Annotated in this window: 12 protein-coding genes; 11 read left to right on the forward strand and 1 reads right to left on the reverse strand. The window is 48.3% G+C overall.

Annotated features, from left to right (window positions below; all coding sequences use genetic code 11):
- Window positions 1-3 precede the first annotated feature (3 nt).
- The 10 genes from QQK89_RS03705 to QQK89_RS03750 all read left to right on the forward strand — a co-directional run bounded on the left by QQK89_RS03705 (window position 4) and on the right by QQK89_RS03750 (window position 10,843).
- Window positions 4-483, forward strand: coding sequence for a PH domain-containing protein (locus QQK89_RS03705; protein ID WP_284237087.1), 480 nt, complete (start codon window positions 4-6; stop codon window positions 481-483).
- Window positions 476-1,915: a PH domain-containing protein gene (locus QQK89_RS03710; RefSeq protein ID WP_284237088.1), complete on the forward strand. Its 1,440-nt coding sequence runs from the start codon at window positions 476-478 to the stop codon at window positions 1,913-1,915. Before QQK89_RS03705 ends, QQK89_RS03710 begins: the two co-directional genes overlap by 8 nt.
- A 72-nt stretch (window positions 1,916-1,987) precedes the next feature.
- On the forward strand, window positions 1,988-2,368 hold the full coding sequence (locus QQK89_RS03715) for an ATPase (RefSeq protein WP_284237089.1): 381 nt from the start codon (window positions 1,988-1,990) through the stop codon (window positions 2,366-2,368).
- A gap of 144 nt (window positions 2,369-2,512) precedes the next feature.
- A complete protein-coding gene (gene gatC / locus QQK89_RS03720; RefSeq protein ID WP_284237090.1) occupies window positions 2,513-2,800 on the forward strand; it encodes an Asp-tRNA(Asn)/Glu-tRNA(Gln) amidotransferase subunit GatC in 288 nt (95 codons plus the stop codon).
- A 32-nt stretch (window positions 2,801-2,832) separates the two neighbouring features.
- Entirely contained in the window at window positions 2,833-4,293 is a 1,461-nt protein-coding gene (gene gatA / locus QQK89_RS03725; RefSeq protein WP_284237091.1) for an Asp-tRNA(Asn)/Glu-tRNA(Gln) amidotransferase subunit GatA, read from the forward strand.
- A gap of 14 nt (window positions 4,294-4,307) precedes the next feature.
- Window positions 4,308-5,750: an Asp-tRNA(Asn)/Glu-tRNA(Gln) amidotransferase subunit GatB gene (gatB, locus tag QQK89_RS03730; RefSeq protein ID WP_284237092.1), complete on the forward strand. Its 1,443-nt coding sequence runs from the start codon at window positions 4,308-4,310 to the stop codon at window positions 5,748-5,750.
- A gap of 114 nt (window positions 5,751-5,864) precedes the next feature.
- Window positions 5,865-6,572: an MgtC/SapB family protein gene (locus QQK89_RS03735; RefSeq protein ID WP_284237093.1), complete on the forward strand. Its 708-nt coding sequence runs from the start codon at window positions 5,865-5,867 to the stop codon at window positions 6,570-6,572.
- On the forward strand, window positions 6,554-8,377 hold the full coding sequence (locus QQK89_RS03740; RefSeq protein WP_284237094.1) for a DUF4097 family beta strand repeat-containing protein: 1,824 nt from the start codon (window positions 6,554-6,556) through the stop codon (window positions 8,375-8,377). The genes QQK89_RS03735 and QQK89_RS03740 overlap by 19 nt, the downstream gene beginning before the upstream one ends.
- A gap of 75 nt (window positions 8,378-8,452) precedes the next feature.
- A complete protein-coding gene (perR, locus tag QQK89_RS03745; RefSeq protein ID WP_284237095.1) occupies window positions 8,453-8,893 on the forward strand; it encodes a peroxide-responsive transcriptional repressor PerR in 441 nt (146 codons plus the stop codon).
- A gap of 237 nt (window positions 8,894-9,130) precedes the next feature.
- Complete coding sequence (locus tag QQK89_RS03750; RefSeq protein WP_284237103.1) at window positions 9,131-10,843, forward strand: glycosyl hydrolase family 18 protein; 1,713 nt, start codon at window positions 9,131-9,133, stop codon at window positions 10,841-10,843.
- A 74-nt stretch (window positions 10,844-10,917) separates the two neighbouring features.
- On the opposite strand, the gene QQK89_RS03755 is transcribed toward QQK89_RS03750, so the two are convergent.
- Window positions 10,918-11,259, reverse strand: a complete 342-nt coding sequence (locus QQK89_RS03755) for a YgzB family protein (RefSeq protein ID WP_284237104.1) — start codon at window positions 11,257-11,259, stop codon at window positions 10,918-10,920.
- Window positions 11,260-11,421: 162 nt separating this feature from the next.
- On the opposite strand from QQK89_RS03755, the gene QQK89_RS03760 reads away from it, so the two are divergent.
- Entirely contained in the window at window positions 11,422-12,294 is an 873-nt protein-coding gene (locus QQK89_RS03760; RefSeq protein ID WP_284237096.1) for a nucleotidyltransferase-like protein, read from the forward strand.
- Window positions 12,295-12,618 lie beyond the last annotated feature (324 nt).

The raw sequence follows: 12,618 nt of genomic DNA on the forward strand, positions 1-12,618 counted from the left end.
GGTATGGATCGTCTCTTATCAAAAAGGCTTCATAGAGATTACATTACGGTATACCGGCTATCCTCGCTCATTGCGCATCTTGTGCTATACGTGCTTGTTTTTGCTTATATAACCTTTGCCGCCTGGAAGCATTGGACATATATACCCGGCATTATCGGTCTGGCTGCAGTTAGCGTATCGGCATTGCTGTTCATCTGGTTATTCCCCGAGCTGAAATACCGCCGCTTCCAATATGAGTTGTTTGACGAAGAGCTGGAGATCAAATCCGGTTTGATCGTCATTCGCAATGTGCTGGTTCCAATGGTGCGGGTTCAACATGTCGAACTCGAAAGCGGCCCGATTATGCGCAAATACGAGCTTGCCAGCGTCGCTGTTGTTACTGCGGCAACGACACACCGGATCAGCGGGCTGAAGCAAAGCGAAGCCCATTTTTTGAAGAGGCGAATCGGTCAGCTTGCGAAAGTAGATGATCTGGATGATTAGAAGAAACAAACCGCGCAGGCTGCATCCCATTTACATGCTATTCCCTCTTTTCAACACGGTAAAAGGCTTATTGCCGCTGATCATCATCACCTTGCTCCAAGGCGTGAACTGGTCGGGGGTAAATGGCTATATCTATCTTGGTATATTAGCGGCTGTGACCCTGCTGCTGTTTCTTGGTTTACTGGGCTGGCGCAAATTTAATTTTACCGTGGAAGAGGACCGGATCGTTATCCGCAAAGGAGTTTGGTTCCGGGACGAGAAGACGATTTATTTCGGCAGGATTCACTCCGTTAATTTGGAGCAGCCGCTGCTCCAAAGATTGTTTGGCGTTACGCAAGTTAAGATCGAAACGCCCGGCGGCAATAAGAAAGCGGAAGGGATTTTGGCTGCTTTAACGGATGCCGAAGCGAGACAATTGCAGAAGCTGATGCTTACGCCGCTTACCCCGCATGCAGATATGGAAAGGCCAGAGAAGAAAAACAAGCACACGCCGTACCTGAAGCTCAATGCGGGCCAGCTGCTGCTTGCTGCAGCCACCTCGCTTAACTTTGGGCTGGTTGTTGCTTTTATCGCCGGCACGGTTTCACTAGCAGATGATTTCATTAATGAGCTGGCGCCTAATCTATATAGCAGATTGTATCAAGAGTCTACGAGCGTTGATGCAAGTTATACGTTTATCGCAATCATTGCCGTATGCGGGTTAGTGCTTGCTTGGCTGCTTTCTCTTATCCTGTATGTCATTAAGTTCACCGGATTCGCTGCAGACAAACAAGAGGACCAGATTACGATTTCTTACGGGCTGCTGGAGCGGAAGGTTCATCATTTCGAAGCTAGCAAAGTGCAAGCGGTTATTGTGCAGGAAGGTCTTATTCACCAATGGATCGGCTTTGCGCAGCTACAACTGCAAGTCGTTGCCTCTGATAAAATGGAACGGTTGATGCTGCATCCCTTTACGCGCGTCTCATCGATTCCTTCCGTCATGGCTAGCTTCGTGCCTCAATTTACGGTGGCCGAAATTCAATCAGCCGCCCCAAAGCGCGCTTATTTTGATTACGTGTGGAAGGGACTGCTTGCGGCTAGTCTCATTTCTGCTGTTCTTATCTATTTTTTCCATAACCGCGGATTATGGTCGCTTGCTTTGCTTCCCCTTGCCGCAGCTTGGAGCAAGAGTTGTCTGGCGGCGGCGGGTCTAACGCTGGAAAATGGCCAACTCATCTTCCGCAAAAGGAATCTCGCGCGTATTACTTATTACATGCGCAGGCCGCAAATTGTATCCATGACCGCCAGACGGACGAGAGGGCAAGCGCGCAGGCAACTGCTGTCCGTATCGGCGCATGTGCTCGGCAGTCAGCAAGCTTATCAAGTAGGATGTCTGGAGCAATCGGATGTCGAGAAGGTTTGGCGCTGGTACAGCCGGAATCCTTCCATGTGAATTGGACACCGCTATTATTTTTTAGTAGGATAATAGAGAAACACAGCGACTTGATAGACAGGAGTGAAGACAATGCTGAGTTTAGGGGCAAAGGTCGTTATAATCGCTGACCAATTCGAGCAGAATCTCCCTCTTGGGGAGTATGGTTATATAATCGCTTATGACCGCAATGCGGATAATGTATTCGACTATGTGGTAAGAGTACCTGCGGCCAACCGCAATTTCCTTGTTCCTGACGAGGATGTTGAACTGGAGGAAGTGCTGCTGCAGGAGGAGGCTGATCGAATTGAGCGTGAAGCTCTTATCGATTATGCGCTTGCTACGTTTAACGAAGAGTTGTTCAATCGGATTGTGAAGGGCGAGGAAATGCCCGAAGAGCAGGACAATGCGGCCAGCGAGAGCCAAACGACGGAAGACTTTATTCGCCAGGTAAATTTGAAGGCGTGGATATAACGGCAATCATCTTAGGCGGAGCTGATCCCTTGCGGGGGATAGGCTCCGTTTTCATTTTGCATGCCTGAACACTTTGTGAAATGGCGATTATAAGCTATAATAGGAGGAATGAGTACAAGGTTTACAAGGGAGGACGAAGCATCGATGAGCATTACGATTAAAGATGTAGAGCATGTTGCGAATTTGGCGCGGCTTGAACTTTCGAATGAAGAGAAAGAACAATTTACTGGCCAGCTGAATGCGATTTTGAAATATGCGGAAAAGCTGAACAGTCTGGATACGGACAATGTTGAGCCGACAAGCCATGTGCTTCCAATTACGAACGTAATGCGGGAAGATATTACCCGCGAATCGCTTCCGATTGAGAAAGTGCTGCTTAACGCGCCGGATGAAGAAGACGGCCAGATTAAAGTACCGGCTGTATTGGAATAGAACCTACAGGTATTTGAAGGGAGGAACTGCTGTTGTCACTGTTTGATTTACGCCTACAGGATGTACATAGCAAGCTCAATAACAAAGAATTGACGGTTTCCGATTTGGTGAATGCTTCTTACCGCCGAATTACGGAAACAGATGAAACCATTAAAGCTTTCCTTACATTAAATGAAGAGAATGCCCGCCGCGAAGCGGATAACCTGGACAAGCAACTTCAGGAGGGCGGCGAACGGGGACTTCTGTTTGGTCTGCCGGCAGGCGTGAAGGACAACATTGTAACGGAAGGGCTGCTTACGACTTGCGCGAGCCAATTCCTGAGCAACTATAATCCGATCTATGACGCGACTACCGTTTCCAAGCTCAAGTCGGCGCAATCCGTTACCATCGGCAAGCTGAACATGGACGAGTTCGCAATGGGCGGCTCGAACGAGAACTCCAGCTATTATCCAACGCGGAATCCTTGGAATCCGGAATACGTTCCAGGCGGTTCGAGCGGCGGTTCGGCGGCTTCGGTTGCCGCGGGACAAGTATACTTCTCGCTTGGTTCCGATACGGGCGGTTCAATCCGTCAGCCGGCTGCTTATTGCGGTATTGTTGGTCTGAAGCCAACTTACGGCCTTGTTTCGCGGTTTGGGCTAGTTGCATTCGCATCTTCCCTTGACCAGATCGGACCACTTACGAAAAACGTTGAAGATTCCGCATATGTTCTGCAGGCAATTGCCGGCTACGATGAGAAAGACTCGACATCGGCAAACGTAAATATTCCGGACTACACCAGCGCTCTAACAGGCGACGTGAAAGGCCTTCGCATCGGCGTGCCTAGAGAGTATTTGGGTGAAGGCATTGATCCGCAGGTGAAGGAAGCGGTTATGCAAGCGCTGAAAACCTTCGAGAGCATGGGCGCAACTTGGGAGGAAGTATCGCTTCCGCATACAGAGTATGCGATTGCAACTTACTACCTGCTTGCTTCTTCGGAAGCTTCGTCCAACCTGGCTCGTTTTGACGGCGTTCGTTACGGCGTTCGCGCGGACAACCCGGACAATCTGATTGATTTGTACCGCAAATCGCGCAGCCAGGGCTTCGGGCCGGAAGTGAAACGCCGGATCATGCTGGGTACTTATGCGCTTAGCTCCGGTTACTACGATGCCTATTACCTGAAGGCGCAGAAGGTCCGCACGCTTATTAAGCAGGACTTCGACAATGTCTTCAACCAATACGATATCATCATCGGGCCTACTGCTCCGACTACCGCTTTTAAGATTGGCGACCAAGTTGGCGACCCGCTGACGATGTATCTGAACGATATTTGCACGATTCCGGTAAGCCTTGCGGGCATCCCGGCAATCAGCGTTCCTTGCGGTACGGCGGATGGCATGCCAATCGGCCTGCAAATCATCGGCAAGGCATTTGATGAATCAACTGTGCTGCGTGCGGCTCATGCGTTTGAGCAGCAAACCGAATTCCACAAATCGCGGCCGCAGCTAGGGTGAAGGGAGAAATAACGATGTCTGAAGCTACTCAATACGAAACGGTAGTTGGTCTCGAAGTACACGTGGAGCTGCATACGAACAGTAAAATTTTCTGTGGCTGCTCTACGGCTTTTGGAGCTCCGGCTAATACTCATACATGCCCGGTATGTCTTGGACACCCTGGCGTTTTGCCTGTCTTGAACAAACAAGCGGTTGAATATGCGATGAAAGCGGCAATGGCTCTGAACTGTCAAATCGCAGACGTCAGCAAATTCGACCGTAAAAACTATTTCTATCCGGATTCGCCAAAGGCGTATCAGATCTCGCAGTTCGACCAGCCAATCGGCGAGAACGGCTGGATTGATATCGAAGTAAACGGCGAGACCAAACGGATTGGCATTACTCGCCTCCATCTGGAGGAAGATGCGGGCAAGCTCACGCACGTAGACGGCGGTTATGCATCGCTTGTTGACTTTAACCGCGTAGGCACGCCGCTTGTCGAGATCGTTTCCGAACCGGATATTCGTACGCCGGAAGAAGCGAAAGCTTACCTCGAGAAGCTGAAAGCCATTATGCTGTACTGCGAAGTATCCGACGTGAAGATGGAAGAGGGCAGTCTGCGTTGCGACGCTAACATCAGTCTTCGTCCATACGGCCAAGAGAAGTTTGGCACGCGCGCCGAGCTTAAGAACATGAACTCCTTCCGCGGCGTACAACGCGGTCTGGAATATGAACAAATCCGTCAAGCGGAAATTCTCAACGATGGCGGTAAAGTCGTTCAAGAGACACGCCGCTGGGACGATACGCAAGGCAAGACCTTCTCGATGCGCGGCAAGGAAGAATCGCATGACTACCGTTACTTCCCGGATCCTGACCTCGTTAACCTGAACATCAGCCAAGAATGGAAGGACCGCGTTCGCGCTTCGATTCCGGAGCTTCCGGATGCGCGCAAAGCCCGCTATACTAGCGATTACGGCCTTCCGTCCTATGATGCGGAAGTCATCACGGCTTCGAAGAAACTTGCCGACTTCTTTGAGGAAAGCCTGAACTATACGAAGGATGCTAAAGCGGTATCCAACTGGATCATGGGTGATCTTCTCGGTTATTTGAATGCGAACAACCTTGAACTCGCTGAAGTGAAAATTACGAGTCAAGGTCTTGGAGAGATGATTGGTCTGCTTGAGAAAGGGACGATCAGCAGCAAGATCGCCAAGACCGTCTTCAAAGCGATGCTGGAATCCGGCAAGCTGCCGCAGCAAATCGTAGAAGAGCAAGGTCTTGTCCAAATCAGCGACGAAGGCGCGCTTGTAGCTGTAGTTGATCAGATCATCCAAGCCAATCCGCAATCGGTCGAAGACTTCAAAGCAGGTAAAGACAAAGCGATCGGATTCCTGGTCGGCCAGATTATGAAAGAGACAAAAGGCAAAGCGAATCCGGCTCTTGTGAATAAGCTTCTGCTTGAACGTCTGAAAGCTTAACTGCCGATCTGTTTGATGGACGCCGCTCATCCTATGCGATGAGCGGCGTCTTTTCATATAAGGCTCATGCATACTAATATGGTACAATTATGATACGAAAGGTTGTGCTGCCTCATGGGTCATGATCTTGCAAATCCGTGGTATTTAAATGATTTTCATTTGGGATTGAGGCTGCTGCTGGCTATGCTGCTTGGAGGTCTAATCGGCTTTGAACGAGAGCAATCGAATCATGCCGCAGGACTGCGAACGAACATTTTGGTATGTATAGGTTCTTGTTTGCTAATGCTCTTATCGATATACGGTTTCTCCTCCTTTGTGAATGAGACGAACGTTAGGGTGGATCCTGCCCGGTTGGCGGCTGCCGTTATTACCGGGGTAGGCTTTCTTGGAGCGGGAACGATTTTGTTCACGGGCAAATCCATTACAGGACTAACAACGGCGGCTTCCTTGTGGGTCGTTTCGGCAATTGGACTTGCGGTTGGCGCCGGATTTTATTTTGCTGCTGTAACAACAACGGTATTGGTGCTTCTTATCTTATGGGCATTTAACAAACTGGAGAAGCGCTATATAAGCACGAAGAGGGAACATCAATTAATCGTTCAGGCGGATGAGCAATCCACCATCGTCCGGACGTTAAATACGCTGCTGACGGAGAAACAGATCGTTATTCGCAAAGTAACGCTCGAAGAAAGCCAGATGCTGGAGAACGGTTTGCAACTTATGCTCCGTTTGACGGTACAGTTGCCAAAGAATGAATCATTGTTGGCTTTACTGGAACAAATCAAGCAGATGGAGGGTGTGCATTGCGTGAGTTCGGATTAGTTCGGCCAAAGAGCAGACTTCTTACCCTATTACTCGCATTTGTGCTCCCAGGAGCCGGACATTTATATACGGGACGTTATCAGAGAGGGCTGCTCCTGACCGCAGGTCTAGTTCTTGACATAGCGGCGATCATCAGGCTGGCAGACGCGAATGCGGCAAGACATCTTCTGTTTATCGTTTATTTGGGAATAGCTCTGCCCGTCTATTACTTTGTCAGCGTGTTTGATGCTCTGCAGACAAGGGATTATGCGGAAGAGGGTTCTACGGATCAGTTGTCCCCGCTAATCGGACTATTGCTTATGGCGGCGGGCGGGTTATTGTTTGTTCTTATAGATCCGCCGATGGCGTTGACTCCATGGATGGATGAATTGGCTGAGATGTCGGTTGGTCCATTTTTGATGGCGGTGTCGTGTATTTTATTGTTCTCGCGATTGAAGGGAGATCAGTCTATGTTTCGATTAGGGCGTATTACGTCCGCTATTTTTATCATTATTATCGGGGGACTGCTGCTTTGGGATCAGGTACAGGGACGTAATGACGTTGCTTTGATTGGCAAGTGGTGGCCTGCCGTATTTATTCTGCTTGGCGCGGAGATTGTGATTTACAGCATTATTTATCGGAAAGCAGCGAGAAAACTCCGATTTGATTTTATAGGCGCTATTATTGCCATTGTCATTTCCCTCGTTGCGTTCACCGTGACGCAATACGCAGAGCTGCCGTTTCGTTGGATTGATCAATATGTCGATTTGAACGGTTCTCCTGATTACGGCGAGGAAAAAGGCTTTAAGTTTGTGAAGGATACGGACACGGTTCCTTTTGATGCTGCGGCTATAACCAAGCTCAAAATAGCCAATACGAACGGTAAAGTAACCGTCCGAGGCGGCGATACCAATCAGCTCATAATCGATACCGAAGTTTGGGTAGATATCACAGACCAGCAGGAGGCGCAGCAAATAGCGGACAAGTCCGTCGTCGAGAGAGTCTCGGATGCGGACTCCATGACGATTACGGCCAAGGGAGAGCCATACGGCACCAATGGGAGCCGCAAGCCTCGGATGAACGTGGTCATTACCGTACCGCAGCATGCGATAACAACCACAGATCCGATAGTCAGCACCAGTCCTCCAAACATAGATGGCGCTGACCAAGCTGAAACCCCGCTAACGGAATCCGAAACGGAAACTGTTCCTCAATTGGCAATAGCCGTTGATGTTAATAACGGACCAATCTCAGCTGGCGAATTAGCCGTGCCTGGCGGCCTTCAGCTGAAGAGTGACAATGGTGACATTATCGTTCAAAAGATAGAAGGGCCAATTGTCATCCATGGTCTCAACGGAGGAATCAAGCTTCAGAACGTAACCGGCAATGCGGAACTGTCAACGAAAAACGGTGCTGTTACGGCAACCACGCTTAGGGGCAACCTGACCGCGGAAACCTGGAACGGAGCCATGACTTTAAGCTCGATCACAGGCAGCGTTGAAGCGGATACCAAAAATGGCAAGGTCGCCGTCAAAGAAGTGTCTGGCGAAGTCAAAGCATCTACGCTGAATGGCAATATTGAACTTGCGAGCAAAACGGTCGGCGGGGATTGGGATCTGGACAGCACGGTCGGAGAAATTAAGCTGCGTATCCCTCAGGTTGGCGATTATTCGGTATTTGGTTCGGTGACGTTTGGCAGTATTACGACTGATTTGCCGCTTACGGTCAGCAAGAAGACGGTGCGGGGAACAATTGGCTCAGGCAATTACCGAATTCAGGTGAATGCGACTAACAGTATTTACATACAGTGGAATGAGACCAATTGACGAGCGCTTTCATTGACAAACCATTTTGAATGAACGTACAATAGTTTTATCTACTAGATGAAAGGCGTGAGGGGAATGGGAGCCAGCGTTAACGAAGCGATTGAACAGTTAAAAATGAATGGCGTCCGTATGACCCCGCAACGTCACGCCATATTGAGTTATTTGATGGGGTCCATGTCACATCCGACAGCCGATGAGATTTACAAATCGCTGTCGCCGAACTTTCCGAGTATGAGCGTGGCTACGATATATAATAACTTACGGTTATTTGTCGAAGCGGGTTTAGTTCGCGAATTAACCTACGGTGACGATTCCAGCCGATTTGATGCGGATCTATCCGATCATTACCATGCGATTTGCAAAAGCTGCGGTCAGATCGTTGACTTTGAACATCCGCCGCTTTTGGAAGTGGAGAGAGCCGCTTCCCATAAAACCGGTTTTATGGTCGAAGGACATCGTATGGAGATTTACGGTTTGTGCTCCAGCTGTTGCGAGGCAGCTGCTGTAAAGGCTTAAACCGGCAGAGATTATAGTTTGAAGGATAAGGCGTGCATAGAAGCGGTCATTCGCGGATTTGCACGCCTTTTATTTTAAGGGGAACCCTGTGCTTTCAAAAGCAGACAAGCCCTTGTTCGGGCTGTTTGTGTGATAATTCTTTAGGCTTATGCTTTCGAAGCAAGAATCATCACAGATAGCCCCATGTCTGGCTGTTTGTGTGATAATTTTTTTTAGGAGAGTGGACAATTGAATACGATGTACACCAGAACGCCACGTCGCCGGAAGGGCGGGGCAGCATGGTATACGCTGCTGTTCCTGCTTTTTATTGCAGCTGCTATGGGCGTTTGGTTTATATATTTGAAGTTTATCCCGAATCAGCAAATGACGGTTCCTGATTATAAAATGGAACATCCGATCACCTATAAGGGCGAAGTCATGGATCAAGGAGCCGTACTTCGCAATGACGAGGTCATGGTTCCCGTATCGGCTTTGCAAAAGGTACTAGGGCCAGGCGAGCCCGTTTATTATGAGCCGGAGAGCGGCTCTATTGTTTTGACGACGGCCAATAAGGTGCTGCAGATGAAGACGGATGCATTGACAGCTCAGCTGAATCAGAAGCCATATGAATTGCATATCGCGGCGCAAACTAAAGATGATGCCGTATATATCCCTATATCACCGCTTGAAGAGCTGTATGGCTTGAAGGCTGAATACAAGGCCGATTCCGGCATCGTTATTTTACTTCAGTCAGGAGAATCTATTCAGCCGGCGAAGGCTTTGAAGTCAAAGGGAAGCGCCATTAGAACGAAAACATCGATTCATTCGCCGATCGTCGAGAAAGTGCCGCAAGGCGAGCTAGTACGAATTTGGGGAGAAGAAGACGGTTGGTTATACGTACAAGGTCCACAAGGGCAACTTGGTTATATGCAAAAGTCGAGTGTGGAGCTTGCTAACATAGAGAAAATTCCTGATGCCTCAAAAGAAGAGGCCTTTATCCCTTGGAAGGTGCTCGGCAGCAAAATCAATTTGACTTGGGAAGCCGTATACGACAGAAATCCGGATACTAATTCGATTGGCGACCTCAAGGGAGTCAACGTCGCAAGCCCTACTTGGTTCGAGCTTCAGGATGGGAAAGGGACGATTAAAGGCAATGCAGATCCGGCTTACGTACGCTGGGCTCATAAACAAGGCATGCAGGTTTGGGCGCTATTTAGCAATGGGTTTGAACCGGAGCAAACGACAGAGGCATTGGCCAAGGCGGAGACTAGATTCAAAATGATTCGTCAACTTCTCGCTTTTGCCGAAACGTATGACTTGCAAGGCATTAATATCGATTTCGAAAATGTCCGCACGTCAGATAAAGCGAATCTTGTGCAGTTCGTCCGAGAGCTTACGCCGCTCATGCACGAAGAAGGGCTTGTTGTTTCAATTGATGTAACGCCAAAATCCAACAGTGAGTTGTGGTCCCTGTTCTTGGATCGCAAAGCTCTTGGCCAAACGGTTGATTACATGATGGTGATGGCGTACGACGAACATTGGGCGTCGAGTCCGGAAGCGGGGTCAGTTGCCTCTTTAGGGTGGACAGCCAGTGCGGTTAAACGAATTATTGAAGAAGACGGCGTGCCTCCGAACAAAATCATATTAAGTATGCCGTTGTATACGCGGATCTGGACGGAGAAGGATGGGGAAGTGACCTCCAAGGCGGTAGGCATGGACAAGATTAAAGAAATCATCTCAACTAAGAAACTTACGGCTAGCTTTGATCAGTCTTCAGGACAAAATTACGTGGAGTATGAGGACAATGGCGCGCTTAACCGGATTTGGATTGAGGATGGCAAATCCATTCAATCCCGAGTGAAGCTTATGCATGATCTTGGACTAGCAGGAGTGGCCACATGGAACAGGTCATTCCAGACCTCCTCCATATGGTCAGTGATTGATGATGCGATTAACAAAAGGCCATCATAATGAATTAATTATAGTAGAGATAAACAAAGAAGCAGCCCCGGTCATCATCACCGGGGCTGCTTCTTTGTTTGTTATTAAACGGAAGGCTCGTGAGTGGCTTGCGCGGGATCAAGCGTGAGCATCGTTTTGCAATACATGCAGCGGTCAGTTTTGCCAAGCATTTTCGTCGGACGGTGACATTCCGGACATTCGAGCATAGTGGCGCTTGTGGACATCATGCCAGCCCAGAAATACACTACGCAGCTAACGAGTAGGGAGATCATACCGATGACCATAAAGATCGCGGCGAAGATTTTGCCAGCGCTGCCCCACCAGACGATTCCGCCCGTTCCAATGATCATGACTCCCATGCCAACCAGAGTAAAGACGAGGCCCCACAAACGGAATTCATTGATTTTTGCCGATTTGAAAAAAATCTTATTCACTATTCCATTCCTCTCCATGACGACTGAAGTATGTAACGTAAACGGTTTTCTTAATTTGGAAGCAGGAAACCGCCACAGTTTGTCGAAAAAGATAATACTATACAGATAATTATTATAGCTTAATCCAATTGGATTAGCTATACGGAGGCAGAAGTGGATACCAAACCGTATTTTATTGAAACGTATCGTTCGCAGCCGGATGTAGTTGGCCTGGTAGCAATCGAGAATCCGTATCCATTTAATCCGATGATTGAAGGATTGGACGTTTTGGTTTTAGTTGTGCGTAAGAGTGGGGCAAACGAATCAACAGAGCATGTATGTTTGAATGGTAAGCGGATTAAAGTCAAGACGATTGACACAGATTGTTTGGAGCAGTGGATTGCGGGCAGCGGAAGCGGCAGCAAGATCCAATGGATGGTTCAGGGGGAGATATGGATGGAGCGCGACAATTACTTGGCGAATATTCGTGAGCAATTGATGGTATTTCCGGATATGGTACGGGAACAGAAGCGTTTCGCCGAGTTTTCCGGATTCTTGCGCACCTACCTGCAAGCGAAGCAAGATTTAGAGGACAATCATATTTTGGATGCGCACAGTCATGTCATGGCAGCACTTCATCACTGGGCACACATTGTACTTATAGAAGAAGGCTTTCATCCGGAGCTTTCGGTATGGAGACAGATTCGCCGAGTCCATCCGGGTGTGTATAAGCTGTATGAGGAATTAACGGCAAGTCCGGAATCCTTGGAGCAGCGCGTCCGTCTTGTAATGCTTGCTAGCGAGTTTACCGTAATGAACAAAATGAAGTCTTGCTGTTCCTTGTTGTTAGAAGTAATCAGCAGCAGGCAGGAACCTTGGACCATATGCGAACTGCAGAATTATCCTTCTATTCAGGAATTGCATATTGATCTTTCCCTTGTTGTTCAGAATCTGGTCAAACGCGCTTACGTACGTGAAGTTGCAGTCATGCCAATTAACGGAGATCCCGATGTTTTGGAACTCAAATATTTGCTAACTGCCATTTAACGCTCTCGTTAAAATACCCGCCAATTTGCGCGGGTATTTTATTTTTGAAAAAGAGTTGACTTAACTTTAAGCCCTGTGGTACATTAATACACGCCGCTTTTGAGGCAAGACAAAATGAAGTCGAAAACGACATTGAAAAAAATGTCGAAAGACGAAAAAAAGTACTTGCAATTGAGTAGGCAAACGTGATATATTATAAAAGTCGCCGCTGAGAAACAAGGCGATGAACGAGAAAAGAAATTGTTCTTTGAAAACTGAACAACGAGCGAAACTGCCCCGTTAGAAATAACGGAAAAGCGATAAAACAAAGTTTGAGCAAGTCAA

The sequence above is a fragment of the Paenibacillus glycanilyticus genome, from assembly GCF_030161375.1.
Taxonomy (GTDB): domain Bacteria; phylum Bacillota; class Bacilli; order Paenibacillales; family Paenibacillaceae; genus Pristimantibacillus; species Pristimantibacillus glycanilyticus_B.